The sequence below is a fragment of the Jannaschia sp. GRR-S6-38 genome (assembly GCF_029853695.1).
GTDB lineage: Bacteria > Pseudomonadota > Alphaproteobacteria > Rhodobacterales > Rhodobacteraceae > Jannaschia > Jannaschia ovalis.
This window is the reverse complement of the sequence record NZ_CP122537.1, coordinates 2,067,501-2,094,178: the sequence shown is the minus strand read 5'-3', so window position 1 is coordinate 2,094,178 and position 26,678 is coordinate 2,067,501. Positions and strand designations below refer to the sequence as shown.

The following is a 26,678-nucleotide window of genomic DNA, read 5'->3' as shown; positions in this document are numbered from 1 at the left end:
GGGACGCCCGCCGTCCCGGACGGGGTCGGGCTTTCGTGCAACCGAACTTGAACCGACCCGATCCGAGGACCGATCACATGGCAAATTCCCCCCAGGCCAAGAAGCGCGCCCGCCAGAACGAGCGCCGATTCGCCGTCAACAAGGCGCGCCGCTCGCGCATCCGCACCTACCTGCGGAAGGTCGAGGAGGCGATCGCCTCGGGCGACCAGACCGTCGCCGCCGCCGCCCTCAAGGAAGCCCAGCCCGAGCTGATGCGCGGTGTCACCAAGGGCGTCTTCCACAAGAACACCGCCGCGCGGAAACTGTCCCGCCTGTCCTCGCGGGTGAAGTCGCTGGGCGCCTGAGCCGAGTCGGCTGCGAGAACCGCAGGACACAGTCAAGAGATTCGAAAGCCCACCGCTCAGGTGGGCTTTTTTCTTCGCATCTTCAGCGGTTTGCAGCGGCGTTTCGGGATTCTTCCGCCCGAGCGAATATGTCAAGTCTGAAGAGAGGTTGAAGCCTCAGGCGAGCGGATTGTATCCCATTTCCAGCGAGTCAGATCGCGATCAGGGGAACATCGAATGGGTAGCGAAGCGCACCCGCTCGTCTCCGAGGTGGGGCCTCGGGATGCGTGGGCGATCTTGTCGGACGACAACGCTTCGATCCTCGTCGATGTTCGGTCCCGGCCCGAATGGATGTTCGTGGGCGGGCCCGACCTGTCGGAGTTGGGCAAGGAGCCGGCGAGGCTCGAATGGAAGACCTGGCCCGACATGACCCCGGACCCGGCATTCGCCGGAGCGCTGCTGAAGACGATGCCGGGACTGCCATCCCGCATCCTGTTCATCTGCCGCTCCGGCGCGCGTTTGATGGAGGCGGCGACAGCCGTGGCCCGGACCCTCGAGACGGAGGGACGGGCTCTGCCCTGCATCAACGTGGCCGAAGGGTTCGAAGGTGATCTGGATACGCTGGGACATCGGGGGGGCCTGAACGGTTGGAAGGCCCGGGGACTGGCGTGGCGTCAGTCCTGAGACACAGACAAGAGAGCGGGTAGGGCCGAGACAAATGACGGATGGGATCTGGGACCTCGCCAAGGGCGAGGTCAGGAAAGACGTGGGCACGCATAACTTCAAGGCGTGGATCGAACCCCTGCGCTACGGCGCGGTGGACGGCCGCGTGCTGCAACTGGTCGCGCCCACCGACTTCCTGGGCACCTGGGTCGCACAGAATTTCTCGGACGTGATCCTGCGCCGCGTGACCGAGGCCGGCTGCGACGTCACCCGCTTGGTCTGCGACACCGCCCTGCCCGCGACCCGCGCCAAGGCCACCCCCGACGAGGCCGCCCCCTCCGAGCGCAGCCGCGCGGAAAGTGATCTCGATCGCCGCTTCACCTTCGAGCGCTTCGTGGTCGGCAAGTCCAACGAGATGGCCCATGCCGCCGCGCGCCGCGTGGCTTCCGGCGCGCCGGTCAGCTTCAACCCGCTGTTCCTGCACGGCCGCGTGGGTCTCGGGAAGACGCACCTGATGCAGGCCATCGCCTGGCAGCTGCGCGAAAGCGACCCGGAGCGCCGCGTGCTCTACCTCTCGGCCGAGCAGTTCATGTACCGCTTCGTGCAGGCGCTGCGCGAGAAGAACACGATGGATTTCAAGCACCTGTTCCGCAGCGTCGACGTCCTGCTGGTCGACGACGTGCAGTTCATCGCCGGCAAGGAGAGCACCCAGGAGGAGTTCTTCCACACGTTCAACGCGCTGGTGAACCAGGGCAAGCAGGTAGTCATCTCGGCCGATCGCAGCCCCTCCGAAATCTCGGACCTCGAGGAGCGGATCACCTCGCGGCTGGAATCCGGCCTCGTCGTCGATCTGCACCCCGCCGATTACGAGCTGCGCCTCGGCGTGCTGCAGCAGCGGGTCGAGAGCCTGGGCGAGCATTACAAGGGCTTCGCGGTCGAGGAGGGCGTGCTGGAGTTCCTCGCCAGCCGCATCAACACCTCGATCCGCGCGCTGGAAGGCGCGGTGACGCGCCTGGCCGCCTATGCCGACCTCCTGAAGGAGCCGGTCAGCCTGGCCCAGGCGCAGGACGTGCTCTCCGACCTGCTGCGCGCCAGCCAGAAGAAGCTGACAATCGACGACATCATGAAGACGACCTGCGAACATTATAACCTGCGCATGTCGGACATGACCTCGGCGCGGCGGTCGCGCACTGTGGCCCGGCCCCGCCAGATGGCGATGTACCTCGCCAAGAAGCTCACCCCGCGTTCCTATCCCGAGATCGGGCGGATGTTCGGCGGGCGCGATCACACGACGGTTCTCTATGCCGTCCGCAAGATCGAGGAGCTGATCGCCGCGGAGCCGCAGATCGCCGAGGATGCCGAGCTTCTGACCCGCAAGCTGGACGGCTGAAGCGGCCATTGCGTGCCGGGCCGGGGGCGCTATCCTGCGCGTCCCGACAACCGAGGTAGCCATGAAATTCTCCATCGAACGCGCCGCCCTCCTGAAGGCGGTCAGCCAGGCCCAGGCCGTCGTCGAACGGCGCAACACGATCCCGATCCTGGCCAACGTGCTGATGGAGGCCGAGGGCGACCGGGTCCGCTTCAAGGCGACCGATCTCGACATCGAGGTGATCGACAGCGCCCCCGCGCAGGTCGAGCGGGCGGGCGGCACAACCGTCTCGGCGGTGCTGTTCCACGAGATCGTGCGCAAGCTGCCCGACGGCGCGCTGGTCCAGCTCGAGGAGGACCAGGCGGCCGGCCGGCTCAGCGTCACGGCGGGCCGGTCGCATTTCTCGCTGGCCACGCTCGCGCGCGAGGATTTCCCGATGATGGCCTCGTCGGATTACGCGGCCAATTTCTCCTGCGACGCGCCGGTGCTGCGCCGGCTCTTCGACAAGACGCGCTTCGCGATCTCGACCGAGGAGACGCGCTACTACCTCAACGGCGTCTACATGCATGTGGCCGAGGCCGAGGGCGGTCGGATGCTGCGCTGCGTGGCGACCGACGGGCACCGCCTGGCGCGCGTCGACGCCCCTCTGCCCGCGGGCGCCGAGGAGATGCCGGGCGTGATCGTGCCGCGCAAGACCGTGGACCAGATGCGCAAGCTTCTCGACGATGACGACCTGCAGATCGCGGTGTCGGTCTCCGAGACCAAGATCCGCTTCGCCACGCCCGACATCACGCTGACCTCGAAGGTGATCGACGGCACCTTCCCCGATTACGCGCGCGTCATCCCCAGCGGCAACACCCGCAAGCTGGAGGTGGACGCCGCCGATTTCGCCAAGGCCGTGGACCGCGTGGCCACCGTCTCGTCGGAACGGTCGCGCGCCGTTAAGCTGAGCCTCGACGAGGACCGGCTGACGCTCTCGGTCAACGCGCCGGATTCGGGCGCCGCCGAGGAGGAGCTGGCCGTGGCCTATGGCGACGAGAAGCTGGAGATCGGCTTCAACGCCAAGTACCTCCAAGAGATCGCCGCGCAGGTCGATCGCGAGAACGCGGTCTTCATGTTCAACGGCGCGGGCGACCCGACCCTGATGCGTGAGGGCGGCGACGAGTCGGCCATCTACGTCGTCATGCCGATGCGTGTCTGACGCCCCGGGGGCTCGGGCCGCGTCCGGGGGCGCGCCCGCCCGCGTCACGCGGCTGGCCCTGTCGCATTTCCGCTCGCACCGCCGCACGCGGCTCGAATTCGACGCGCGGCCCGTCGCGATCTTCGGACCGAACGGGGCCGGCAAGACCAACCTGCTCGAGGCGGTCTCGCTGCTCTCGCCCGGCCGCGGGATGCGCCGCGCCGCCGCCGAGGAGATCATCCGCCGCCCCGAGGCCGTGGGCTGGCGCGTCGCCGCGACGCTTGCCGGCCACGAGGTCGAGCTTCGGGCCGAGCCCGGGCAGCCGCGCACCACCCGCATCGACGACAAGCCCAGCCCGCAGGTGGCGCTGGCCCGGCTGGCGCGGATCCTGTGGCTGGTGCCGTCGATGGACCGGCTCTGGCTGGAAGGGGCCGAGGGGCGGCGGCGCTTCCTCGACCGCGCGACACTCAGCTTCGATCCCGCCCATGGCGAGGGCGTGCTGGCCTACGAGAAGGCGATGCGCGACCGCAACCGGCTGCTGAAGGACGGCGTGCGCGACGCGCATTGGTACGGGGCGCTCGAGGCGCAGATGGCGCAGCACGGCGCCGGGATCGCGGCGCGGCGCGCGGCGGCGCTAGTTCGGCTGGAGGGCGCGCAGGAGGCCGACGGCCCCTTCCCCGCCGCCGCGTTGTCGATCGCGCATCCCGATGGCGACGCGCCCGGTGACGCGGCCGCGCTGGCCGGGGCGCTCGCCGCGTCGCGGCCGCGCGACATGGCGGCGGGGCGCACGCTGGTTGGGCCGCATCGCGCCGACCTCGCCGCGGTCTTCACCGCCAAGGGGGTCGAGGCGCGGCTCTGTTCGACGGGCGAGCAGAAGGCGCTCCTGATCTCGCTGATCCTGGCCAATGCGCGCGCGCTGGCCGCGTCCGAGGGCGCCGCCCCGATCCTGCTGCTGGACGAGGTGGCGGCGCATCTGGATGCCGGGCGGCGGGCGGCGCTCTACGATGCGCTGACGGGTCTGGGCGGGCAGGTCTTCCTGACCGGAACGGGGCCGGAGCTGTTCGCGGAACTGCCCGATGCGCGCCGTCTGGAGGTGATCGAACAGGGCGGCGAGAGCCGCGTCGCCGAGGCCGGCTGAGCGCCCTCCGGGACCTACCAAATATGGTGTCCGCGACGTGACAATCCCCCCCGGGATGGATATATCTTGGGCAACGAAATCCGAAAGAAGATACATGTCCGAGCAAGCTTCCCCGATGCCCGAATACGGCGCCGATTCCATCAAGGTTCTCAAGGGGCTGGAGGCCGTCCGCAAGCGGCCCGGCATGTATATCGGCGACACCGATGACGGCTCGGGCCTGCATCACATGGTCTACGAATGCGTCGACAACGGCATCGACGAGGCGCTGGCCGGCCACGCCACCGCCGTCAGCGTCAAGATCCACGCCGATTCCAGCGTCTCGGTGAAGGATAACGGCCGCGGCATCCCGGTCGGCATCCACGAGGGCGAAGGCGTCTCGGCGGCCGAGGTCATCATGACCCAGCTGCATGCGGGCGGGAAATTCGACCAGAACAGCTACAAGGTCTCGGGCGGCCTGCACGGCGTCGGCGTCTCGGTGGTCAACGCGCTGTCGGACTGGCTGGAACTGCGGATCTGGCGCGACGGCAAGGAGCATGTCGCCCGCTTCGAGCACGGCGAGACGGTCGAACATCTGCGCGTCGTGGGCGACACCGACCAGACGGGCACCGAGGTGCGCTTCATGGCCTCGCTCAACACCTTCTCCGATCTCGAATACAGCTTCGCCACGCTGGAGAAGCGCCTGCGCGAACTGGCCTTCCTCAATTCCGGCGTCCGCATCATGCTGGAGGACGAACGCCCCGCCGAGGCGCTGCGCGTGGAGATGTATTACGACGGCGGCGTGCGCGAATTCGTCCGCTACATCGACCGCAACAAGCATCCGGTCATGCCCGAGCCCATCTACATGACCGGCGAGCGCGACGGCATCGGCGTCGAGGTCGCGATGTGGTGGAACGACAGCTACAACGAGATGGTGCTGCCCTTCACCAACAACATCCCGCAGCGCGACGGCGGCACCCATATCGCGGGCCTGCGCGGGGCGCTGACGCGGACCATCAACCTCTACGCACAATCCTCGGGCATCGCGAAGAAGGAGAAGGTCAGCTTCACCGGCGACGACGCGCGCGAGGGCCTGACCTGCGTGCTGTCAGTCAAGGTGCCGGACCCGAAATTCTCCAGCCAGACCAAGGACAAGCTCGTCTCCTCCGAGGTGCGGCCGGCGGTCGAGAACCTCGTGAACGAGAAGCTGGCCGAGTGGTTCGAGGAGAACCCCAACGAGGCCCGTCAGATCGTCGGCAAGATCATCGAGGCGGCCCTGGCGCGCGAAGCCGCGCGCAAGGCGCGGGAACTGACGCGCCGCAAGACGGCGATGGACGTGGCGTCCCTGCCCGGCAAGCTGGCCGATTGCCAGGAAAAGGACCCCGCCAAGGCCGAGCTGTTCCTCGTCGAGGGCGACAGCGCCGGCGGCTCGGCCAAGCAGGGCCGCGCGCGGCAGAACCAGGCCGTGCTCCCCCTGCGCGGCAAGATCCTGAACGTGGAGCGCGCGCGGTTTGACCGGATGCTCGGCAGCCAGGAGATCGGGACGCTGATCACTGCGATGGGCACCGGCATCGGGCGCGACGAGTTCAACATGAACAAGCTGCGCTACCACAAGATCATCATCATGACCGATGCCGATGTGGACGGCGCGCATATCCGCACGCTGCTTCTGACCTTCTTCTACCGGCAGATGCCCGAGATTATCGAGGAGGGGCATCTCTACATCGCGCAGCCGCCGCTCTTCAAAGTCGGGCGCGGCAAGTCGGAGGTCTATCTGAAGGACCAGACCGCGCTCGAGGATTACCTCGTCGCGCAGGGCACCGAGGGCGCGGTGCTGCGCCTGCCTTCGGGCGAGGAAATCGCGGGCCGCGACCTCGACCGCGTCGTGCAGGCCACGCGGCACTTCAAGCGCATTCTCGATGCCTTCCCCACACATTACCCGCGCCACATCCTCGAACAGGCGGCGCTGGCCGGCGCCTTCGAGGCGGGGCAGGCCGATGCCGATCTGCAGGGCGTGGCCAACCGCGTGGCCGAGCGGCTGGACCAGGTCGCCGTCGAATACGAGCGCGGCTGGCAGGGCCGGATCACGCAGGATCACGGCATCCGGCTGGCGCGCGTCCTGCGCGGGGTCGAGGAGGTGCGCACGCTCGACGGTGCGGTGCTGCGGTCGGGCGAGGCGCGCAAGCTGGCCGAGGTCTCGCGCGAGACGGCGGATATCTATCGCGACCCGGCCAAGCTGATGCGCAAGGAGCGCGAGACGCTGATCCACGGGCCGACCGACCTGCTGCAGGCGGTGCTGGACGAGGGCGAGAAGGGGCTGACGCTGCAGCGCTACAAGGGCCTGGGCGAGATGAATCCCGACCAGCTCTGGGAGACGACGCTGGACCCCGAGGCGCGCACGCTTCTGCAGGTGCGCATCGAGGACGTGACCGAGGCGGACGACACCTTCACCAAGCTGATGGGCGACGTGGTCGAGCCGCGCCGCGAGTTCATCCAGGAGAACGCGCTGAGCGTCGAGAACCTGGACCTGTAGCGTCGCTCAGCCGAGGTGGCGATAGGCGGGGCCGGCCACCAGGGCGCGGAACCGGTCGAGCGTGGCGTCGGCCATGCGGTCGAGCCGCAGGTCCAGCTCCAGCCCGTCGGGGCGGAACAGCACCAGCGCCGAGCGCAGCAGCAGGCAGGCGAAGAACACCGCGAGGCAGGTCAGGGTGAAGGTCGTGAACATGGCGGTCTCCTTTTCCGGCTGTTTCTAGTCTCGCGCGGGATTCCGGCCAAAGCCGGACGCCGCGCTGGTCGCCGCGGGGCATCTTCAGGGTTCCTGCGGGGCGGTCCGTTTCGCGCTCAGTGATAGTCGCGCGATTTCGGAATGATGCGCGCGTCGCGCGGATGCGAATGGCGCGGATAGCGCGGCGCGACGGGCGGGGCGGGATGCTTGCCCTCGTCGCCGCGGCCATAGCTGTCCGGCATCGGGTCCGCCGACAGCCCGTCCAGCGCGTCGTTGCGATCCTCGATCTCGTGGGCGACGACATGGATCACCGCGTCGTCGAACTGCACGTGCCCCTTCACCGCCATCAGCCGCGCCGACATGATCTGCCGCCGGTAGCGCGCGAAGAGATCGGGCCAGATCACCACGTTCACGACGCCCGCCTCGTCCTCCAGCGTGACGAAGCAGACGCCCTTGGCGCTGCCGGGTTTCTGGCGGATCAGCACCAGCCCGGCCACCCGGACATTCTGGTTGAAGCGCAGGGACCGCAGCGCGTCGGAGCGGGTATAGCCCCCCTTCGCCATCGCGCGCCGCATGAAGGCCACGGGATGCGCCTTCAGCGACAGCCGCGCGGTCTGGTAATCGGTCACGACATGTTCGCGCAGCGGCATGGCGGGCAGGCTGTGGGCGGGCTCGGGACCCGTGTCGGGCGCGTCCTCGTGGGTGAAGAGCGGCAGGTCCGGCCCCGACCGGATCGCCTTCGCGTCCCAGAGCGCCGCGCGCCGGTCCTGCCCGCAGGAGCGGAAGGCGTCGGCCGCGGCGAGGATCTCGATCGCGCGCTTCGACAGCCGCGTGCGGCGGCGCAGCTCCTCAACACCGGCGAAGGGACGGTCGCGGGCGGTCACCAGCCGGGCCAGCTCCTCGGCGCGCAGCCCCGAAAGCTGGCGGAAGCCCAGCCGCAGGGCGAAAGCGTCGGGGCCCGTGGGCTCCAGCAGGTTGTCCCAGTCGGAATAGTTCACGTCCACCGGCAGGACGGTCACGCCGGATTTCTGCGCCATGTCGACGATCTGCGCGGGCGCGTAGAACCCCATCGGCTGCGCGTTGAGCAGCGCGCAGGCGAAGACGTCCGGATGGTGGCATTTCAGCCAGGACGAGACATAGACCAGATGCGCGAAGCTGGCCGCGTGGCTTTCGGGGAAGCCGTATTCACCGAACCCCTCGATCTGGCTGAAACAGCGGGTGGCGAAGTCGCGGTCGTAGCCCCGCGCGACCATGCGTTCGACCATGCGGGTCTTGTGGTCGCTGACCAGCCCCTTGGCGCGGAAGGTGGCCATGGCCTTGCGCAGCTGGTTGGCCTCCCCGCCCGAGAACTCGGCGGCGACGATGGCGATCTTCATCGCCTGTTCCTGGAAGATCGGCACGCCCAGCGTGCGCCCGAGGATGCGCTCCAGCTCGTCGGGGGGCCCGTGTTCGGGGGCGGGCTTGGGATATTCGATCCGCGCGCCCGAGCGGCGGCGCTTGAGATAGGGATGCACCATGTCGCCCTGGATCGGGCCGGGGCGGACGATCGCGACCTGGATCACTAGGTCGTAGAAGACGCGCGGCTTGAGCTTGGGCAGCATCGCCATCTGCGCCCGGCTCTCGACCTGGAAGACGCCCAGGGAGTCGCCTCGGCAGAGCATGTCATAGGTCGCCGTGTCGCCCCGCGGCACCGAGGCCAGGGTCACCCGCTTGTCGTAATGGTCGCGCAGAAGCGCGAAGGCCTTGGCGATGCAGGTCAGCATCCCCAGCGCCAGCACGTCCATCTTGAAGATGCCCAGCGCGTCGATGTCGTCCTTGTCCCACTCGATGAAGCTGCGATCGGGCATGGCGCCGTTGCCGATGGGCACGGTGCGGTTCAGTGGCTGGTTGGTCAGGATGAAGCCGCCGACATGCTGGCCCAGATGGCGCGGCATCCCGATCAGCTGGTCGGTCAGCTGGATCGTGCGGCGGATCAGCGGGTCCTTCAGATTGATCCCCGTATCCTCCAGGTGCATGTCGGCCGTGGACGAGCCCCAGCTGCCCCAGACCGTGCGCGCCATGGCCGTGGTCACGTCCTCGCTCAGCCCCATGACCTTGCCCACCTCGCGGACCGCCATGCGCGGGCGGTAGTGGATGACGGTCGCGCAGAGCCCGGCATGCTCGCGGCCGTAGCGGTTGTAGATGTGCTGGATGACCTCCTCGCGGCGCTCATGCTCGAAATCGATGTCGATATCGGGGGGCTCGTTGCGCTCGGCGGACAGGAAACGCTCGAAGAGCAGGTCGTGCTCGGCCGGGTCGACCGAGGTCACCTCGAGGCAGAAGCAGACCGCCGAATTCGCCGCCGAGCCGCGGCCTTGGCAAAGGATGCCCTGCCGCCGGCCATAGGCCACGATCTCCTGGATGGTGATGAAATAGCGGGCGAGGTCGCGCTCGGCGATGAAGGCCAGCTCCTTCTCGATGGCGTCGCGGACCTTGGCGGGCACGCCGTCCGGATAGCGGCGGGCGGCGCCCTCCTCGGTCAGGATGCGCAGGTGCTGATCGGGCGTGCGGCCGCGGGGGACGTCGTCCTCGGGATATTCGTAGCGCAGCTCGTCCAGCGAGAAGTCGAGGCCGCGCGCGATCCGCAGGCTTTCGCGCAGGGCATGGGGCCAGCGGGCGAACAGACGCGCCATCTCCTCGGGGCCCTTCAGATGCCGCTCGGCATTGGGGTTCAGGCGGAAGCCGGCCTGCGCCAGGGTGCATTTCTCGCGGATGCAGGTCATCACGTCCTGCAGCGGGCGGCGTTCGGGCAGGTGGTAGAGCACGTCGTTGGTGGCCACGATCCTGAGACCTCGCGCGCCCGCCACCCGGTCGAGCCGGGCGATGCGTTCATCGTCGTCGCCGCGGTAGTGATGGGCGGCGGCGACATGGGACATCTCGGGCAGCGCGCGGACAAGGCGCGGCAGATCGGCCGCGAAGGCGTCCAGATCCGCGCCCGGCACCGCGATCAGCGTGACGCCCGCTTGGTGCGCGGCGAGATCGGACAGCGCGATGTCGCAGCGCCCCTTCGCCTGCCAGGACCCGTCCAGCGCCTGCATCCGGCCCTTCGAGATCAGCGCGCAGAGATTGCCGTAGCCTTCGCGGTGGCGCGGATAGGCCAGGAACTCCGCCCCGCAGGCCAGGATCAGCCGCGTACCGATTAGCGGGCGCAGACCGACCACCTTCGCCTCGGCATGGATGCGGACGACGCCCGCCATGGAGTTGCGGTCGGCGATGCCGATCTTGTCGTAGCCGAGCTTCCAGGCGGTGGTGACCAGGTCCACCGCGTCCGAGGCGCCGTGCAGAAAGGAAAAGCACGAGGCAAGCCCCAGCTCGACGAAGGGCGCCGGCGGGTTGGGCGTGAAGACCTGGGCCGGATCCAGCGTCCGGCGGTCGGGGGTCAGCGGCTGGTCGGGCATGGGATCGGATCGGGAATGGGGGGCCGGCCCCCCATCCGGCGAAGCCGGACTCCCCCCGAAGTATTTCGGGCCAAAGGAAGACGGGGGGCGGGCGCCGGAAACCGCGCGTTAAGGTTAACGTGCCATCCGGGGCGCGCGGAACAGGCCGAAGGGCCGATGGCCGTGCCAGGGGAAGACGCCCCGCCTCCCGTGCCGCCAAGCTGATGCCGGGCGCGGGGCGTCGGAACCGGGCGTCTTCCGTCTCCCGCGACGCGGCTCCGGGACCGGTCCGGCAGATTGATCTCCGGGCGCGCCTCACTCTCCGCCGGAGGCTCCGGCAGGGGCCATGGGCGCAGGGCGTCAAACAGGGCGCTCATGCGAAGAGCCCGTGCAGGAACCAGTCGGGATCGCCGCCGCGCCCGTCGCCCGCCAGCCCCTCGCGGAACAGCCAGTAGCGGGCGCCGCCCTCGACCTCGACCTTGTAATAGTCGCGCAGCCGCGTGCCGGGCCGGTCGCGCCACCATTCGGGCGCGATGCGTTCGGGGCCCTGGTGGCGGCGGATGCGGTAGGGGCGCTTGCGCCAGCGGAAGCGGACGGGCGGCCCCTCGGGGACGGCATAGAGCACCTCGATCCGCTCGGGCGCGGGCAGCATCTTGACGGGACGCTCGCGCGCGGGCGCGACCAGCCCGCCGCCGCCCAGGCCCCCGGGCGCCAGACGGTCGGCGGCCAGAAGCTCGGGCCGGTCCATCGCGGGCACCCAGGCCTCGGCGCGTTCGGGGACGTGGCTTTCGCGCAGCTCGGCGGCCTGCACGGCGCGGGCCCCCAGCCGGGCCGAGAGCCGGTCGACCAGCGTCGCCAGTGCCACGTCGCTTTCGGTCGCCCCGTCGAGCCGGACCTGGCCCGCCTCCTGCGCCTCGACCCGCGTCGCCTCGAGCGCCAGCATGTCGAAGCCGAAGCCCGCGTCGAGCCCGTCGAAGCGCTTTTCCAGAAGGCGGCGCAGGTGGTCGGGATCGCGCGAGGCGCGCGCGGTCCCGGCGTCGAAGCGCGCGGTGGCGCCGTCGACGCGGAACAGCTCGAGCCGGAGCGTGCGCGCGCCCTGACCCGCGCGGGCCAGCTCGGCACACAGCGCGGCCAACGCCTCGGGCAGCATGGGCTGCGGATCCAGCACCGGCTCGGCCATGCGGCGGACGGTGCGGAAGCGGCGCGGCGGGGGCGGGCTGACCACCGGCTCCGGCAGGCGGCCCAGCGCCTGGTCGAGACGGCGCAGGGGCGTGGCGAGCATCTTGCCGTCGCGGCCGAAGCGCCGCTCCAGCGTGGCGCGGGGGATGGCCATCAGGTCGCCCACCCGCGTCAGCCCCAGCCGCCGCAGCACCAGAAGCGTCTCGCCATCCAGCCGCAGGGCGGCGGCGGGCAGCGGGGCCAGCCGCGCCTCCAGCGCCTCGGGCGGGCAGATCGCGGGGCTCTCGGCGTAGCGCGCGAAGGCCCAGGCCGCGCCATGGGTGGGGGCCACGGCCAGCCGCGCCGCCTGGCCCAGCCCGTCCAGCCGGGCGGTCATGTCGTCCAGCATCCCCGCCTCGCCGCCCCAGAGATGCGCCGAACCGGTGGTGTCCAGCACCAGCCCGTCGGCCCCGTCGGTGGCCGACCACGGGCACCAGCGCCGCGACCAGAGCGCGAGCTTCGCCAGGGCTGCCGCGTCGCCGGGCAGGTCGGCGGGCAGGACCTGCACGTCCGGACACAGCCCGCGGAAATCGGTGACCCGCGCGCCGGGCTGGGCCCCCGCCGCCAGCGCGGCCGGGTTGGCGGCGTGGATGACGGGACCGTGGCGCCCCTCGGCGGCCAGCACCAGGGGCGCGGCGTGATCGGGTCCGCTATCCGCCGCCTCCCACGGCGCGGGATCGGGGCGCGGCAGGCACGCCTGCACCCTCTCCCAGCGCGCCATCGGGAAGCGCGGCAACCAGATCGAGGCGATGCGCCGCGCGGTCATGGCTGGCCACCCATTCGCCGGGCTTGCCCTTGCGCGAGCGGAACAGCTCGGCCCGCCAGCGGGCGCGGCCGGGCGCGCGCGGGTCGAGGACATTGCCTCCCGAGGGCGCGGCGCTCACCCGCCAGCGTTCGGGCGCGACCGAAAGCTGCGCGCCCCCGTCGGGCCTGAGCAGCCACAGCCCGACGCCCGAACGGCGCGCGCGCAGCGCCAGCCGCTTGGTCGCGGTGAAGTCCAGCGCCTTGGGATCGCCCCAGATCTCGCCGATGACGGCGGACAACGCGTTGCATTCCAGCCCCTCCTCCATCGCCCAGAGCGCGTCCAGCGCACGGCCCACGGCCACCCGCAGCACGGGCCGGCCCAGCGAGGCGAGACCCCGGGCCGAGGGCAGCCCGGCCTCCTGCGCGGCGCGGGCGTCCTGCACCCACAGGACGGGCCGCCCGCGCGGCGCGGACTGGTCGATCTGCGCCAGCGCCAGCCCCGTCCCCGCCGCATCGCGCGAGGTCGAGAAGGCTTCGGTGACGGCGGCGGAATCGGTGTCCGGCATGGCACGGCAACCCGGGGAATCGCTTCAATGTTCCCCTAATGTTCTCGCTTTGTGTTCCGCTTGTCGAGTCCCTTCGCCGCCCGCGCCGCGCGGGCGGGGGGCTCAGCCGTCGAGGCAGGCGGCGATATCGCGGGCCAGGGTCTCGATCAGGCGGGGATAGAGCGCGGGCCCCGGTTCCAGCCGCGTGCCCAGCGGGTCGAGCGTGGCGCTGCGGGCCGGCGTGCCCTCGATCACGGTGCGCACCGGTGCGTCCGATTCGCCCGCCTCGTTGAAGACGCAGACCACCTCGCCCGATCGCGCGGCGGCGCGCAGCTCGGACAGGCGCGCGGCCCCGGCCTCGGTCGCATCGCTCGCCGCGATGGCCCCGGCGGAGGCCAGGTCGAAATGGTCCACGAAGGCGCGATAGGCATCATGGCGCAACAGGAACGCCCGGTCCGACACCGGCTCCAGCAGCGCCGCGGCGCGGGCGGCCGCGGCGTCGATCTCCAGCCGGCCCGCGGCGGCGTTCGCCGCATAGGTCGCGGCGTTCCCGGGATCGAGCGCGCCCAGCAGCGCGGCGATCGCGTCGAGCCAGAGCTTGCCGTTCTCGGGGTCGAGCCAGGCATGCGGGTCGAAATCGCCGTGATCGTGACCATGCGCCTCGGCATGGTCCTCGTGGTCCTCGTGGTCGTCGCCGTGATCGTCATGCGTTTCGGCGTGGTCATCGTGATCGTCGCCGTGGTGGCCATGCGCCTCGCCCTCCGCCAGCTGCGGAAGGATCGTGCCCGGCACGGACAGAAGCGGCAGCGACGCCCCCTCGCCCAGCGCGGAAACCGCCTCGGCCAGGCCCGGCGTCAGCTCCGGCCCGATCCAGATCACCGCATCCGCCCGCGACAGGGCCCGCGCCTGCGAGGGACGCAGCGCGAAATCATGAGGCGAGCCGCCGGGGGGCAGCACCTGTTCGGGTTCGCCCAGGCCCGACATCGCCTGCGCGACGAGCGATCGCACCGGGGCGATATCGGTCGCGACGAGAGGAATCTCCGCCCAAGCAGGCGTGGCGAGAGCGAGGAAGGGGAGCGCGCGCAGAATCATCATGGCGCCGGTTGATAGATGTGATGGTATAACATATCAACCACCCCATGACCCCGCTCGGCTTCCAGACCCATGACCATTCCGGCTGCATCGACGCGGCGCTCGCCGCAGCCGAAGCGCGCTGCGCCGCGGACGGGCTGCAGCTGACCGAAGGCCGCCGCCGCGTGCTCGAGATCCTGCTGCGCGAGCATCGCGCGCTGGGTGCCTACGAGATCCTCGAACAGCTGCGCGACGGCGACCGCCGCCCGCAGCCGCCCACGGCCTACCGCGCGCTGGATTTCCTGACCGCGCATGGCTTCGCCCACCGGATCGAGCGGCTGAATGCCTTCATCGCCTGCAACTGCCCGGACGAGCCGCATGCGCCCGTCTTCCTGATCTGCCGCGCTTGCGAGGCCGTGGCCGAGGCGCCCGCCGACGGCGCCGCGCTGGCCCCACTGGCCGCCGATGCCGGCTTCGCCGTCGAGCGCGCGGTGATGGAAGCCGAGGGGCTCTGCCCCGCCTGCCGGGACCCGCAGGCGTGAGCGCCCTCCTCTCGGTCCGCGGCCTGGCCGTCCGGCTGGGCGGGCGGCGCGTGCTGCATGACGTCGCGCTCGACATCGCGCCCGGCGAGATCGTCACCATCGTCGGGCCCAACGGATCGGGCAAATCCACCCTTCTGCGCGCGATGATCGGCGCCGTCCGGCCCGAGCGGGGCCGCGTGTCGCGGGCACGCGGGCTGCGCATCGGCTACGTGCCGCAGAAGCTCGATATCGACGCGACCCTGCCGATGACGGTGGGTCGGTTCCTGTCGCTGCCGCACCGCGCGCCCCCGGCCGAGACCGCCGCCGCCCTGGAGCGGACCGGCGCCGCGCCGCTGGCCGATCACCAGATGGCCGACCTGTCCGGCGGGCAGTTCCAGCGTGTTCTGCTGGCGCGGGCGCTCCTGGCCCGCCCCCAGATCCTGCTTCTCGACGAGGCGACCCGCGGGCTGGACCAGCCCGGCTCCGCCGCCTTCTACCGCCAGATCGAGGCGATCCGGGCCGAGACCGGCTGCGCCGTCGTCATGGTCAGCCACGAATTGCATGTCGTCATGGCCGCCTCCGACCGCGTCATCTGCCTCAATGGCCATGTCTGCTGCGAAGGCCATCCCGAACATGTCGCCTCGGCCCCGGAATACCGCGCGCTCTTCGGCACCGGCACGCAGGGCGCGCTGGCGCTCTACCGGCACGAGCATTCGCATGACCACCACCATCACGAGGCCGCCGAGTGATCTTCCTGGACGGCTTCGTGATCCGCGCGGCGCTGGCGGGCTTGGGCGTCGCGCTGGCGGCCGGGCCGCTGGGCTGCTTCGTGGTCTGGCGGCGGATGGCCTATTTCGGCGACGCCACCGCCCATGCCGCGATCCTGGGCGTGGCGCTGAGCCTCGGCTTCGGCATCTCGATCACCGCGGGCGCGCTGGTCGTCGCGCTGGCCATGGCGCTGGGCGTGACGCTTCTGACCGCGCGCGAGCGGGCCTCGGACACGGTGCTGGGCGTGCTGTCGCATTCCGCGCTGGCGCTGGGCCTCGTCGCGATCGCCTTCTTGCCGGGTGTGCGCATCGACCTGACGGCCTTCCTGTTCGGCGACATCCTGTCGGTGCAGGGCCTCGATCTCGTGCTGATCTGGGGCGGCGCGGCCGCGATCCTCGGGCTGCTGACCTGGCGCTGGAATGCGCTCCTGACCGCGACGCTGGGCGCCGATCTCGCCCGCGCGTCGGGCATCGACGCGCGCCGCGAGCAGCTCTGGCTCACGCTGGCGCTGGCCATCGCCGTGGCGGTGGCGATCAAGGTCGTGGGCGCGCTCCTGATTTCGGCGATGCTGCTCATCCCCGCCGCCGCCGCGCGTCCCTTCGCCGCCACGCCCGAGCGCATGGCCGCGCTGGCGATGGGGATCGGCGCCGCGGCGGCACTGGGCGGGCTCGGCCTGTCGGTCTGGCTCGACACCCCCGCGGGCCCCAGCATCGTCGCCGTCGCGGCGGCCGGCTTCGCGGGGTCGGCGGGAGCGCGGGCGGTGCGGGGCTAGCCCGCGAAGCGCGCCGCGCGCCACGGGCCCTCGCCCAGATTCACCTGGCTTCGAAATCGGGCTCAGGCAACCAAAGCAGCGCCTCGCGGCGCCCGCACCCGGCCTCGCGTCGGGTCGGCTGCGGCTTCCTCATGATTTGGCCGTCCAGCTCGCGGACGCCGAGGACCTCGTCGGACCCGCCCTGACCAATCGCGAGGCTTGAAATCTCGGGTTGCGCACAGGCCGACTCGAGGAACGGGATCAGTCCCGGCGCCTGCATCCGCGTCGGCGGGTCGTTGCGGCGGTGTATGTCGCGCAGGGACATGCCGCGGCTGCCGAGATAGACTGAGACACCCGCCGTCAGCCGCGTTCCGCTGTCGCCGAAACCCAGCTCGCCGAAAAGCGACATGTTTCCCGCCCCCGCGCCGAGCATATGCTCGACCCCGACCGCCGCGTCGGTGTTGTCGAAGGCCCGCGTCCCCGCGAATGAGATCTCCGTCATCGTCCCGAGATAGCGCGCGGCCGACAGCTCGATGGCCTCGAAATCCGCATCGATCCCGGCACCCGAGAGGTCGTCGCGGCCCAAGAAGCCGGAGAAGGTGAAATCGCCCAGGTAGTATTCGCCCTCGATCCCGTAACGGGTCGCGTCGATATCGCCGAAGATGCTGTCCGTCTCGATCGCATGGGCATAGACGCCGAGCAGATAGCGGGACGGATCTCGCGCGAAGAGATGCAGCGCGACGCCGGTCGAGGCGCCGAACCGGTCGGTGGCATTTTCCTGGTCGTCGACGAGCAGATCCACCTGCGCCCCGAAGCTATGGCCCAACGGCACCGCCACGCTGCCCAGCGCGAAGCCGCCTTCACCCGCGGCATCCTCCTCCGCGGCGGAAAACCCAAAGCTGAGCTTGGCGTTCGGGCTCTCGACCGCCGGCCCGGACTGGGCCCATGCCGGGGATACCAGCGGGACGAGCAGCGCCGCGACGAGCGCCGGCAGGAGTGTCTTCGGCATGATCAACCTCTTCCTCGAATTTGGGCCGCGCGGTCTAAGCGACGCGCGACCCCGGATCGCGAGCACCATCCGGCCGTCGGTAAGCCGCGACAATCCGAAGTTAACGAAAGGTTAAGCCTGTGGCCCGAGGGCCATGATCCGTGCATCCCAAAGAGGCCCCCCGCCCCATCCCGGCAGGCCCGTTGCGTCGCGCGGACCGCGCCGGCCACCGCCGATTGCCTTTGCGGTCCCCAGACACGAAAAAGGCCCCCGAAGGGGCCTGGATCTTGGTTGCGGGAGTAGGATTTGAACCTACGACCTTCAGGTTATGAGCCTGAATTGAGCTTATCTGCAGCCTCTTGATATCTCGAACAAAATCTTCAAAAGTCTCGCATATACAGAGACTTGTGAGGGACATTCGGCGCCATGGGACGTCAGTCAGGGACACAGAGTACGCGCAAGAATACGGACACAGCACGGACACAGAATTCGCGTGTCCGAATTTCTGACCGCTTTGCGAAGGCCGCCCCAGTGCCGGAGCGCGGCAACCAGGTAACTTATGACGATGCGCTGCGCGGCTTTGGGTTGCGTGTGACAGCGAAGGGTGTCCGCTCTTTCGTGTTGAACTATCGGGTGAAGGGACGGGAGCGGCGGATCACGATAGGTTCTTACCCCGCCTGGTCGGTTGCCGCGGCTCGCAAGCAAGCGGAAGAATATCGGCGCCGGATCAGCCTGGGCGACGATCCACTGGAAGAGCGCAAAGCTGCGCGGGACGCGGAGACGGTGAAAGACCTCTTTGCTCGATACGCAGCGGAACACCTGCCGACGAAAGCGCCACGCTCGGCAGCGGACGACCGTGCGATGTGGGCCAAGGACATTCTGCCCGCACTCGGACCGAGAAAGGTGACGGACCTCACTGCCGCTGATTGCGACAAACTGCACCGTATGATCAGCGTAGATCGTCCAACGCGGGCGAACCGCGTGATCGAGGTGTTGCGGAAGGCGTTGAACCTCGCGATCCGCTGGGGCTGGATCGAGCGCAATCCGGCGACAGGCGTGCGGCGTAATGCGGAGACAAAGCGGATGCGTTACCTCGACCGCGAGGAGATAGCGCGGCTGAACGCGGCGCTCAGCGAGCACCCGCAGCGCGCTTCGGCTGACGCGATCCAATTCCTGCTCCTGACCGGCTGCCGCCGCGGAGAGGCCTTGGGCGCGACGTGGGACCAGTTCGACTTGGAGCGGCGTGTCTGGACGAAGCCAAGCACGTTGACGAAACAGCGCCGCGTTCACCGCGTCCCCTATTCTAAGGCGGTTGCCACCATCTTGGAACGGAGGCGCGCCGAGGCTGGAGGAACGTTCATATTTTCCGGAAGCCTAGGCGCGCCTTTGGTCGACGTGAAACGGACCTGGGCGAGCGTCTGTAAGACGGCAGGGCTTAGCGGCGTTAGGATTCACGACCTGCGGCACACCTACGCGAGCCTGCTGGCCTCGTCGGGTGTCTCGCTCCCCGTCGTCGGAGCTCTGCTCGGCCACAGCCAGCCGCAGACAACCGCCCGGTACGCGCATCTGTATGACGATACCCTCCGCGCCGCGACTCAGTCGGTCGCAGATACCATCGGATGATGGCTCTTTCTGATGCCGTGAGATGCCACGAGATGAATCAGGCCAGATTTGTACTTGCGCGCGGCAGCTGGGCCCGCTTCAAATCTCGGTGCGGCGCAAGCCAGATATAAAGAGATAGCAGCGAGAGAGAGAAGCGGGCCTAGAAGAGATAGAGAGAGCGCGGGAGAAGCCCGGCACAAAGAGATGAAGCGTGAAGAGCCCGCGCAGAAAAGCCTGAATTGATGAGATGAGAATGCGCGCCGCACCCAATCAATTCGGGTGCTGCGAGACCGGACCAGAATGGCCGGACCTCTAGGCACCTCCTTCTGGAGGTTCCATCGTGACAACGACGAACATGGCAGAGCGGCTCTGCCCTAAACAAGCCGCCGACTACATTGGACTGAGCATTCGGACGCTTGCCCGGTATCGCATGGAGCGAGTCGGGCCGCCTTGGCTCAAGGTCGGTCGCTCCGTTCAGTATCGGCGCGCGAGCATCGATACCTGGCTTGAAAGCCAAGAGCAGAACCCCGTCAGAACGAAGTGATCCGCATCGGCCCGATGGGCCGATGCGGCGCGCTTGCGCGCCGCGCGGACCGTCGGGCGAGCGGAGGGGGGTTTTGTAGCACCCCCCTCTACAAATACATCAGATAGGAAACAGACCGATGGATATCCTCTATTCAGGGTTCGATGGCCTCGACCTCGCCCTCAAGTTCAACATCAGCGACGACTTCGCATCGTATCTCGAAGCTAGACAAAAAGGCGCGGAAGATGCGCGCCACGATGTCTGCGGAGAGTGGAGCGGTCAGGCGTTCAAGGTCGCGGCAACCGGGGGACAGGGCGGCTACGCGTTTCGCATTGATACCGGGCTGACTGGTGAAACCTGGTTTCTTAAGCGCCCCACCAAGCGCGATCCGTGGGGTGTTCGCGTCTCTGCGAAGTCGGCGGCTCTTCTCGCGCATGGCCTAAGCGGCTGGCAGCGAAAGATGGAAGCAACGGCGCTCGCGTTCGGTGCTGCGCCAGAACCCGGAACGGTCTCAATCGGCCGCGTCGACCTCGCCGTCGATTTCCTCGCACCAGACTTCATTCTTGATGATAATGCGTTCGTCATGCCGGCTCGCTCGAACCGGAAGTCTATCAAGGAAATTATGCAGACGAATGGCCGCTCCGGGCGTCTCACATCCGTTACCGTCGGCAAAATGCCGGGGAGGCAGGTCATCGTTTACGACAAGCGTGATGAGGTCTTCTCCAAGGGCAAGGTAGAGTGGCTTGCCGCCTGGAACGCCCGTCGGGCCGCGCTCGGCCAGCCGGCACTCGATCTAGCCAACCCCGCAGCGTCTCGCGTTTGGCGCGTCGAGGTCCGGGCCGGGAAACAGCACCTTAAGAAGCAATGGGGCGTGACCAGCTGGACCGACCTCGGGGTCGTTCTCCCGCATCTGGTAGCTGGCATGATGGAAAAGGTTCGGTACTGTGACCCCTCATCAGATAGCAACCGCGCCCGCTGGCCGATCCATCCCCTATGGGCAATGGCTACCCAAACGCTTACAGGGCTCGCTGCCGATCAACTGCCCTGCATATCAGCTGAGACAATCCGGACAGCGACAAAAGCCGAGAAAATTGACTTCCTCCTGAATCAGAGCCTGGGGGCACTTACCTCGATCGCCGCTCTAGAGGAAATTTCTCCGCTCGCGTTTGATGGCTATCTTGAAATCCTAAGTAAGCGTTTGGCCGTTGTGTCACGGCACCACCGCAAAGACGTCGCACGACGCTTGGCAGAAGCCACTGAGCGATACTCGGACCTTCTTGAGCCAACGCGACAGCCCTAACCGTCAAAAGCGGAAGGTCGGGAGTCGCCCAAGCCAGGTCGCCCCCGGCCCGAACGTGCCATTCGGCTAACTTGTCTGATGCTGCGGAGCGGCCCACCAAAGCCGACGTTCGCTGCAGTGGCAGAAATTGGATATCGTCGTACTGAAAAGTTGGAGGTTGCGGAGACACTCACCGCAACCTCCAACCTAGTGATTATTTTTCATTCTACATCTTAGTCAGCTCGTTGGTTGGCGTAAGCCTTCAGCATCGTTTGCGTGTACTCTGCGGTGCTTTCGGTGTGCCCACCCAACCCGGGCCAAGCAAAGGGCAACTCCCGCAGACAGAATGCTTTATCAACATTTATCCCGAGATGACCCGCAACTGCGAGTGCTGAGATGGGTTCCTTGTGCTCCGGCCAGAGGTCTTCATCAAAGGTTATGCATACATCGTTGTCATCATGAACAAAGATATCGGCAAACAAGGCGCCCAACCGCTCGCTCACATTCAAGGCATCCTCAACGAGAGCGCTTCGTATCAACAAGGTGACCTTTTCTGCATCGAGTTCCAGTTTCAGCCGTGTATCCAAAACATCGACCACAAGCTCAGGCCTCCCTTGCATCTCGTTGTCAGCAATTGGTTCCGGCTGGGCATCTTGTTCTCCAAGCCACCAAGGACTTTCGAAAACATCAAGCGGAGAGGCGTCGCAACGTGGGCAATGCCAAAGACTCTCGGCGATCTGTTCGCCAGTTATCGACGCTTCGCAATGCAAGCAGAACCACTTGTCTGACACAGCTCCGTAAATGGGGTGACGTACGAAACCGTCTTTGTCAGGCTTCGTAGAGCGTCTGGGCCAATCTGATGCTATGCCTGCACGAACCTGCTGCGCACGCTTGATCGCAATGTTGAGCACTTCTTGCTGAAACGCAGCTTCATAAACTGGAGCCTCGTGCCTAATCTGTTTTGCGATCTCTAGGCGAGGTTCCTCGTATGGAGCTTCGGGCACTTGAAGGTGCCAACCTGTCCCATGCAAATGAACGTCACCCATTGAAGTTGCGATAGTGTATTCGTGCCCATCAATGGTGCCGTGTTGAATGTCTGTCTCGAAGATAGAGTCTCCAATAAATGTTCCAGATCGAGGTCCACCAGCTTCATCGCCGGGCAACGCTTCGACGAGCAAGGTTTCTACGGCAGAGACATGCTCTTTTGTTGGCGTCCAACCCGCTCTGTGTGCCTTAGTAACGTCATGCCAGTGCGAAAAGCCCAGTATCTCGGCAACCGCATCACGCGCTTTGTGGAGGGGTATCTGTTGAGCTCGCGCGTAGCGCTTTGACAGTTCCTTCAGTTTCTTAAGGTAGTATGTCGGTTTCATGATCCATATCCGAACTGGATCCGAAAAGGTGCCCGCTGCTCATCGGACCCTGCCAACGGCATGGTATCCAAAAAAGAAAACGCGCATTGCATTGCTTCGCATGGCGGGCACACCGGCCTATGCGTCAGGCCGAGTAAACCATTGCCCGATCGACCGGAAAGGTCAAGCGGCCCGTACCAGACATTCGAGGGGCATTTCGCCGAGGTCAGCTTCGCCGTGACAGGCGATGCTAGGTGGTCGAACGGTCGCGCGAGCTGGAGCTACGCACCCTTGGCGCTGCATTCCATTTGGGCTTGCTTTTTGGCATACCGCATGTCGGAATTGGGCTGCGAATCTATTTGAGATTCTGGAGGCATCCCACCAATGGTGAGAAGCAAGGCCACTCTAGCGTCGCGCTAATTATTCTTGGGCTTGAGATTGTCTGGCAAATAATCGGTCAGGTCAGCGCCGTCAAAGTCCTTGAGAAACTCGAAGGAGCCAGCCCCCGCCAATGATGCGCGTATTCCGTCCTCGAAAACCCGACGACGCGCAATGAACGCGTCATCACCACCCTTTCGAGCATCACTCCAAAGAAGATCTGCGTGTGAAGGCTCTGAAGTCTTGCCCGCTCCTTCGTTCGCGAGTTTCGGCGTATCTACGACACACATTTGCCCGCAGTCGCCATAAGGAGCCAACCTCACCGAAGCGACCGGAAAGGTAAAGGCACCGACTACACCTCGCCAGGGATCGTTGGTGAGACCTACCGCAGATCGAAAGCCTGCTTGCGCGGCCTGCCGTAGCTCGTCAGGCGATGCGTACTTCGTTCTGTAGACAGAATGCCCATGGCCAGTTGTCGCATTCCGCAGATCACTCCCTTTTGGAGCCCACGACTGCTTCTTGCGCCCTTCTATCTTCGTCAGATCGAAGTGGCGCTTGGACTCCACGAAGAAGGTCAGATGCTCATCATCAGAGACGGGGCCATGACCGCCATCAAAGGGTTCGGTAAGCTCGCAAGCGCATTGTGGGTACGCTGCGACTAGTTCGGCGCCGGTTATCTCTTCGCGAGCGAACCGCTGTACATCCTTTGTAGGCATCGGGTTCAGGCCCGGAGATTAACGCCTGCTTTCGAGGCGGTCTGAAGGAGAACCGACACCGCGTCGCTGCCTCTCGGAGTATCCAGCACTCCACTGCCGACACTTCGACCATCGGACGTCATGACGTTGTAGACCATTCGACCGTCGTGGAGCATCTCTAGTGATGCACCACCGGCGTTCTTATGTGGTAGCAGATGCAGAAGAACTGAGCCGTCCCCAAGATCCTCGATGACTGGATCTTCCCCGATCGCGGCCTCCCAAGCCTCCGAGACTTGTGCAACCGCTCGACGCATCTCAACAGGTCGCCCTAGATCTCGAAGCTCCTTAAGCGCTTCGACAACATCGGATCTTTGAGAAGCTCCATCATAGGATGGCATGGATATGTGCCACCGAAGCGTTGGCTGCGCCATAGTATGACGCTCTTCGGGAAGGCTGTCCCATCTGGGATCAGTCGCGGCGGCACCTACCCCTCCAGGATAAAGTGCGACTGCCGCGCCCGTCACAGCCTTGAGCATCCAGGATCCGTGATCGCTCCTCTCGGACCCCAACAAGGTATCCGACGCACCACCTCCTGCCTCAGAAAAATTCTCCTGAGACGCACCACCAACGGTGTAGTTTCCTTCAAATAGAGGGACATGACCAACGTCGGTCTTATGGAGGGCGGCGGTAGTCATGATGTAGAGATGTATTTTTCGCGCCGGAGATTCAAGCTGTCGTTCATGTCCGCTGCCAAAGTATCGATGAGCTGAAGATGAAGCGCGCTATGAGCATGACCTAGAACCCTCCGAAGGCCGGCAACATTTAGGTCGTCCTGGATCCCCTGGCGCGCACCTAGCCTGATCGTGTTCACAAGCTGCATGGCCGGCCTAGGCGGGTTCACCTCTGGTGTACCAAACTGAACACCACGGTAGGCACGCTGATACAGAACACCCCATCCGGACAAGGAAGGTTCCTGAGCGCCCCAACTTATCTGTACCTCCCAGTGCCTAAATGGATCGATGGCTTGGTCATTCATGTGAGCAAAGGCCTGCTTGAACAGCGTGAGTTCTTTGTACTCATCCGGTCCGCCGTCGTAGACGAACACGTTCTGATATTCGAGCATCACCTCGTTGACGCTTACCACGAGGAGCGCTTGCTCCAGGGGCGGGGATAGAATGTCGAACAAGCGCTTTTCAAATCCCTCCCATCCGTCGCCGTAGGAGTCCGCAACATAGCCAAAGGCGAGAGGTCGCAGCCCGACCTCCTCCATCCGACGGAGAGATCCATCTCCCACAGGAGCCGTCTTCTGAAACACCAAGCCTTGTGCAGTGTCTGAGGAGGGAGGAGCAACGGGAGTGGCCCCTTCCGGTCCGATCCGCAGCTCGATCATCTGGCTGTCCTGGGCCGGCCTGATCGTGTCGAGACCAAGACTCTCCTGGCGCTCTTGGACCGATCGTTGAGCGTTGCGCAGGACCTTCTGGGGCAGTGGCTGCTCGAACGTGAGGATGGCCCGCGCTAAGGTGATCGCGTGGCTTTCAAAGGCAGGCCTCCAAGGCATAGCGGGTCCACGTCTACGTAAGGTTGGAGCGTTGAAGGTCGTATCGCATTGGACGTGCGGGCTTGCCAATGCGCTTTATTCGCCCGCGCGCTAAGAAATCATGAACCGCTCTCCCCTCTGGACGAACCCTGATCATCGCCTGTCCGATTCGCCAGCATGAGTTCCTTCCACGACTGGCGGAGGTCGAGTGCACTCACACACCTAGGTTCCACAGGCCGATGCCCCTGCGGCCAGAGCAGACGTTCGTGACGGGTGCAGCGAATGTCTGGTTTCCGCCCAAAAGGCGCCGCTTTGAGTCGCCCTGCTCAGCGATCAGGTGCTCTTTCGCCTGCAAGGGTTGGGCACGCCGTGGCGCCTTCGGCAAGGCACAAATCCCGGACACAGCACGGACACGGTTTCGCAAGCCCAAGCGCCGCCCCGGAGGGCGCCGCTTAAGCATCTGATAAAGCGGTGATATTTGGTTGCGGGAGTAGGATTTGAACCTACGACCTTCAGGTTATGAGCCTGACGAGCTACCGGACTGCTCCATCCCGCGCCAATTCGTCATCGTTCGAGAGATACTTCGATGGGCTTTCTAGGTTTGGCGATGACCTACTCTCCCACGACTTCAGTCGCAGTACCATCGGCGCTACAGCACTTAACGGCCGGGTTCGGGATGGGACCGGGTGTTTTGCTTGCGCTATGATCACCAAACCGAAAAAACCCATCGAATTTCCAAGCCAAGGCTAACCTTGGTGTATGCTTTCGATCCTTGGAAGCATGGCTTCTACTGGATCAAATCAAGCCTATCGGACAATTAGTACCGGTCAACTGAACGCATTGCTGCGCTTACATCTCCGGCCTATCGACGTGGTGGTCTACCACGGTCCTCAGGGATACCTTGTTTTGAGGGGGGCTTCCCGCTTAGATGCCTTCAGCGGTTATCCTGTCCGATCATAGCTACCCAGCACTGCCATTGGCATGACAACTGGTCCACCAGTGGATCGTTCACCCCGGTCCTCTCGTACTAGGGGCAACTCCTCTCAAGTATCCTACACCCACGGAAGATAGGGACCGAACTGTCTCACGACGTTCTAAACCCAGCTCACGTACCTCTTTAAACGGCGAACAGCCGTACCCTTGGGACCTGCTCCAGCCCCAGGATGAGATGAGCCGACATCGAGGTGCCAAACGATGCCGTCGATATGGACTCTTGGGCATCATCAGCCTGTTATCCCCGGCGTACCTTTTATCCGTTGAGCGATGGCCCTCCCACTTGGGACCACCGGATCACTATGGCCGTCTTTCGACTCTGCTCGACTTGTCAGTCTCGCAGTCAGGCTGGCTTCTGCCATTGCACTCAACGAGCGATGTCCGACCGCTCTGAGCCAACCTTCGCGCGCCTCCGTTACTCTTTAGGAGGCGACCGCCCCAGTCAAACTACCCGCCACAGAGGGTCCCGGATCCGGATAACGGACCGCGGTTAGATATCAAGCGAAGCAAGGGTGGTATCTCAAGGGAGACTCCACCGAAACTGGCGTTCCGGCTTCAAAGTCTACCACCTATCCTGCACATGCTTGGCCTGATACCAGTCTGAAGCTGTAGTAAAGGTGCACGGGGTCTTTCCGTCTAACCGCGGGTAGCCTGCATCTTGACAGGCAATTCAATTTCGCTGAGTCGATGTTGGAGACAGCGGGGAAGTCGTTACGCCATTCGTGCAGGTCGGAACTTACCCGACAAGGAATTTCGCTACCTTAGGACCGTTATAGTTACGGCCGCCGTTTACCTGGGCTTCAATTCGGAGCTTGCACTCCTCCTTTTAACCTTCAGGCACCGGGCAGGCGTCAGACCCTATACGTCGTCTTGCGACTTCGCAGAGCCCTGTGTTTTTAGTAAACAGTCGCCACCCCCTGGTTTGT

At 66.1% G+C, this 26,678-nt stretch carries 22 protein-coding genes, 1 tRNA gene and 2 rRNA genes (1 of these 25 only partly in view); 12 read left to right on the top strand and 13 right to left on the bottom strand.

What is annotated here, in order from left to right; translation table 11 throughout:
• The first annotated feature begins 77 nt into the window (after positions 1-77).
• The 6 genes from rpsT to gyrB all read left to right on the top strand — a co-directional run bounded on the left by rpsT (position 78) and on the right by gyrB (position 7,182).
• Complete coding sequence (gene rpsT, locus P8627_RS10635; protein WP_279964073.1) at positions 78-344, top strand: 30S ribosomal protein S20; 267 nt, start codon at positions 78-80, stop codon at positions 342-344.
• 216 nt (positions 345-560) lie between these two features.
• Positions 561-1,007: a rhodanese-like domain-containing protein gene (locus P8627_RS10630; protein ID WP_279964072.1), complete on the top strand. Its 447-nt coding sequence runs from the start codon at positions 561-563 to the stop codon at positions 1,005-1,007.
• 34 nt (positions 1,008-1,041) lie between these two features.
• Positions 1,042-2,376, top strand: coding sequence for a chromosomal replication initiator protein DnaA (gene dnaA / locus P8627_RS10625; protein WP_279964070.1), 1,335 nt, complete (start codon positions 1,042-1,044; stop codon positions 2,374-2,376).
• Positions 2,377-2,437: 61 nt separating this feature from the next.
• Positions 2,438-3,556 (top strand): DNA polymerase III subunit beta, encoded by a 1,119-nt coding sequence (gene dnaN / locus P8627_RS10620; RefSeq protein ID WP_279964069.1) that lies wholly within the window; start codon positions 2,438-2,440, stop codon positions 3,554-3,556.
• Entirely contained in the window at positions 3,549-4,673 is a 1,125-nt protein-coding gene (gene recF / locus P8627_RS10615) for a DNA replication/repair protein RecF (protein WP_279964068.1), read from the top strand. Before dnaN ends, recF begins: the two co-directional genes overlap by 8 nt.
• A gap of 94 nt (positions 4,674-4,767) precedes the next feature.
• Positions 4,768-7,182 (top strand): DNA topoisomerase (ATP-hydrolyzing) subunit B, encoded by a 2,415-nt coding sequence (gene gyrB / locus P8627_RS10610; RefSeq protein WP_279964067.1) that lies wholly within the window; start codon positions 4,768-4,770, stop codon positions 7,180-7,182.
• A 6-nt stretch (positions 7,183-7,188) separates the two neighbouring features.
• Here gyrB and P8627_RS10605 read toward each other — a convergent pair whose 3' ends face one another.
• From P8627_RS10605 to P8627_RS10585, 5 genes are all read right to left on the bottom strand, one after another.
• Positions 7,189-7,374, bottom strand: coding sequence for a hypothetical protein (locus P8627_RS10605; protein ID WP_279964066.1), 186 nt, complete (start codon positions 7,372-7,374; stop codon positions 7,189-7,191).
• A gap of 116 nt (positions 7,375-7,490) precedes the next feature.
• Positions 7,491-10,811 carry an error-prone DNA polymerase gene (locus P8627_RS10600; RefSeq protein WP_279964065.1) on the bottom strand — a complete coding sequence of 1,107 codons (3,321 nt, stop codon included), beginning with the start codon at positions 10,809-10,811 and terminating at the stop codon, positions 7,491-7,493.
• Positions 10,812-11,163: 352 nt separating this feature from the next.
• Positions 11,164-12,774 carry a Y-family DNA polymerase gene (locus P8627_RS10595; protein WP_279964064.1) on the bottom strand — a complete coding sequence of 537 codons (1,611 nt, stop codon included), beginning with the start codon at positions 12,772-12,774 and terminating at the stop codon, positions 11,164-11,166.
• A complete protein-coding gene (locus tag P8627_RS10590) occupies positions 12,659-13,318 on the bottom strand; it encodes an ImuA family protein (RefSeq protein ID WP_279964063.1) in 660 nt (219 codons plus the stop codon). The genes P8627_RS10595 and P8627_RS10590 overlap by 116 nt, the downstream gene beginning before the upstream one ends.
• A gap of 102 nt (positions 13,319-13,420) precedes the next feature.
• Entirely contained in the window at positions 13,421-14,392 is a 972-nt protein-coding gene (locus P8627_RS10585) for a zinc ABC transporter substrate-binding protein (RefSeq protein WP_279964062.1), read from the bottom strand.
• A gap of 44 nt (positions 14,393-14,436) precedes the next feature.
• Between P8627_RS10585 and P8627_RS10580 the strand changes: the two genes are divergently transcribed.
• Genes P8627_RS10580 through P8627_RS10570 form a run of 3 tightly spaced genes read left to right on the top strand, consistent with a single transcriptional unit; the run spans position 14,437 to position 16,429 of the window.
• A complete protein-coding gene (locus tag P8627_RS10580) occupies positions 14,437-14,910 on the top strand; it encodes a Fur family transcriptional regulator (RefSeq protein ID WP_279964061.1) in 474 nt (157 codons plus the stop codon).
• Positions 14,907-15,638 carry a metal ABC transporter ATP-binding protein gene (locus P8627_RS10575; protein WP_279964060.1) on the top strand — a complete coding sequence of 244 codons (732 nt, stop codon included), beginning with the start codon at positions 14,907-14,909 and terminating at the stop codon, positions 15,636-15,638. Before P8627_RS10580 ends, P8627_RS10575 begins: the two co-directional genes overlap by 4 nt.
• A complete protein-coding gene (locus tag P8627_RS10570; RefSeq protein WP_279967450.1) occupies positions 15,638-16,429 on the top strand; it encodes a metal ABC transporter permease in 792 nt (263 codons plus the stop codon). Before P8627_RS10575 ends, P8627_RS10570 begins: the two co-directional genes overlap by 1 nt.
• A 40-nt stretch (positions 16,430-16,469) precedes the next feature.
• On the opposite strand, the gene P8627_RS10565 is transcribed toward P8627_RS10570, so the two are convergent.
• Entirely contained in the window at positions 16,470-17,417 is a 948-nt protein-coding gene (locus P8627_RS10565) for a hypothetical protein (protein WP_279964059.1), read from the bottom strand.
• A gap of 510 nt (positions 17,418-17,927) precedes the next feature.
• Between P8627_RS10565 and P8627_RS10560 the strand changes: the two genes are divergently transcribed.
• From P8627_RS10560 to P8627_RS10555, 3 genes are all read left to right on the top strand, one after another.
• Positions 17,928-19,019 (top strand): tyrosine-type recombinase/integrase, encoded by a 1,092-nt coding sequence (locus P8627_RS10560; RefSeq protein WP_279964058.1) that lies wholly within the window; start codon positions 17,928-17,930, stop codon positions 19,017-19,019.
• Between the two features lie 334 nt (positions 19,020-19,353).
• The gene (locus tag P8627_RS17075; protein ID WP_407932981.1) at positions 19,354-19,542 is read left to right on the top strand and encodes a helix-turn-helix domain-containing protein; all 189 of its coding nucleotides are present in this window, start codon (positions 19,354-19,356) and stop codon (positions 19,540-19,542) included.
• 118 nt (positions 19,543-19,660) lie between these two features.
• On the top strand, positions 19,661-20,821 hold the full coding sequence (locus P8627_RS10555; protein WP_279964057.1) for a hypothetical protein: 1,161 nt from the start codon (positions 19,661-19,663) through the stop codon (positions 20,819-20,821).
• Between the two features lie 212 nt (positions 20,822-21,033).
• Here P8627_RS10555 and P8627_RS10550 read toward each other — a convergent pair whose 3' ends face one another.
• The 7 genes from P8627_RS10550 to P8627_RS10520 form a co-directional block, all read right to left on the bottom strand.
• Positions 21,034-22,170 carry a P-loop NTPase family protein gene (locus P8627_RS10550; RefSeq protein ID WP_279964056.1) on the bottom strand — a complete coding sequence of 379 codons (1,137 nt, stop codon included), beginning with the start codon at positions 22,168-22,170 and terminating at the stop codon, positions 21,034-21,036.
• Positions 22,171-22,565: 395 nt separating this feature from the next.
• The gene (locus tag P8627_RS10545) at positions 22,566-23,243 is read right to left on the bottom strand and encodes a hypothetical protein (protein ID WP_279964055.1); all 678 of its coding nucleotides are present in this window, start codon (positions 23,241-23,243) and stop codon (positions 22,566-22,568) included.
• A 5-nt stretch (positions 23,244-23,248) separates the two neighbouring features.
• Complete coding sequence (locus P8627_RS10540) at positions 23,249-23,917, bottom strand: hypothetical protein (RefSeq protein WP_279964054.1); 669 nt, start codon at positions 23,915-23,917, stop codon at positions 23,249-23,251.
• The gene (locus tag P8627_RS10535; protein WP_279964053.1) at positions 23,914-24,612 is read right to left on the bottom strand and encodes a hypothetical protein; all 699 of its coding nucleotides are present in this window, start codon (positions 24,610-24,612) and stop codon (positions 23,914-23,916) included. The genes P8627_RS10540 and P8627_RS10535 overlap by 4 nt, the downstream gene beginning before the upstream one ends.
• A gap of 626 nt (positions 24,613-25,238) precedes the next feature.
• Positions 25,239-25,315: transfer RNA gene (locus tag P8627_RS10530), tRNA-Met, on the bottom strand.
• A gap of 43 nt (positions 25,316-25,358) precedes the next feature.
• Positions 25,359-25,473 (bottom strand): 5S ribosomal RNA (gene rrf, locus P8627_RS10525).
• A gap of 82 nt (positions 25,474-25,555) precedes the next feature.
• Positions 25,556-26,678, bottom strand: a 23S ribosomal RNA gene (locus P8627_RS10520); it runs 1,707 nt beyond the window's last position.

Coding starts and splice junctions, on each gene's coding strand:
- P8627_RS10605 (WP_279964066.1), bottom strand. CDS start 7,374: ATGTTCACGACCTTCACCCTGACCTGCCTCGCGGTGTTCTTCGCCTGC.
- P8627_RS10545 (WP_279964055.1), bottom strand. CDS start 23,243: ATGCCTACAAAGGATGTACAGCGGTTCGCTCGCGAAGAGATAACCGGC.
- P8627_RS10585 (WP_279964062.1), bottom strand. CDS start 14,392: ATGATGATTCTGCGCGCGCTCCCCTTCCTCGCTCTCGCCACGCCTGCT.
- P8627_RS10565 (WP_279964059.1), bottom strand. CDS start 17,417: ATGCCGAAGACACTCCTGCCGGCGCTCGTCGCGGCGCTGCTCGTCCCG.
- P8627_RS10630 (WP_279964072.1), top strand. CDS start 561: ATGGGTAGCGAAGCGCACCCGCTCGTCTCCGAGGTGGGGCCTCGGGAT.
- gyrB (WP_279964067.1), top strand. CDS start 4,768: ATGTCCGAGCAAGCTTCCCCGATGCCCGAATACGGCGCCGATTCCATC.
- P8627_RS10590 (WP_279964063.1), bottom strand. CDS start 13,318: ATGCCGGACACCGATTCCGCCGCCGTCACCGAAGCCTTCTCGACCTCG.
- P8627_RS10580 (WP_279964061.1), top strand. CDS start 14,437: ATGACCCCGCTCGGCTTCCAGACCCATGACCATTCCGGCTGCATCGAC.
- P8627_RS10595 (WP_279964064.1), bottom strand. CDS start 12,774: ATGACCGCGCGGCGCATCGCCTCGATCTGGTTGCCGCGCTTCCCGATG.
- P8627_RS10600 (WP_279964065.1), bottom strand. CDS start 10,811: ATGCCCGACCAGCCGCTGACCCCCGACCGCCGGACGCTGGATCCGGCC.
- rpsT (WP_279964073.1), top strand. CDS start 78: ATGGCAAATTCCCCCCAGGCCAAGAAGCGCGCCCGCCAGAACGAGCGC.
- P8627_RS10535 (WP_279964053.1), bottom strand. CDS start 24,612: ATGATCGAGCTGCGGATCGGACCGGAAGGGGCCACTCCCGTTGCTCCT.
- dnaN (WP_279964069.1), top strand. CDS start 2,438: ATGAAATTCTCCATCGAACGCGCCGCCCTCCTGAAGGCGGTCAGCCAG.
- P8627_RS17075 (WP_407932981.1), top strand. CDS start 19,354: ATGGCAGAGCGGCTCTGCCCTAAACAAGCCGCCGACTACATTGGACTG.
- P8627_RS10540 (WP_279964054.1), bottom strand. CDS start 23,917: ATGACTACCGCCGCCCTCCATAAGACCGACGTTGGTCATGTCCCTCTA.
- dnaA (WP_279964070.1), top strand. CDS start 1,042: ATGACGGATGGGATCTGGGACCTCGCCAAGGGCGAGGTCAGGAAAGAC.
- P8627_RS10550 (WP_279964056.1), bottom strand. CDS start 22,170: ATGAAACCGACATACTACCTTAAGAAACTGAAGGAACTGTCAAAGCGC.
- P8627_RS10555 (WP_279964057.1), top strand. CDS start 19,661: ATGGATATCCTCTATTCAGGGTTCGATGGCCTCGACCTCGCCCTCAAG.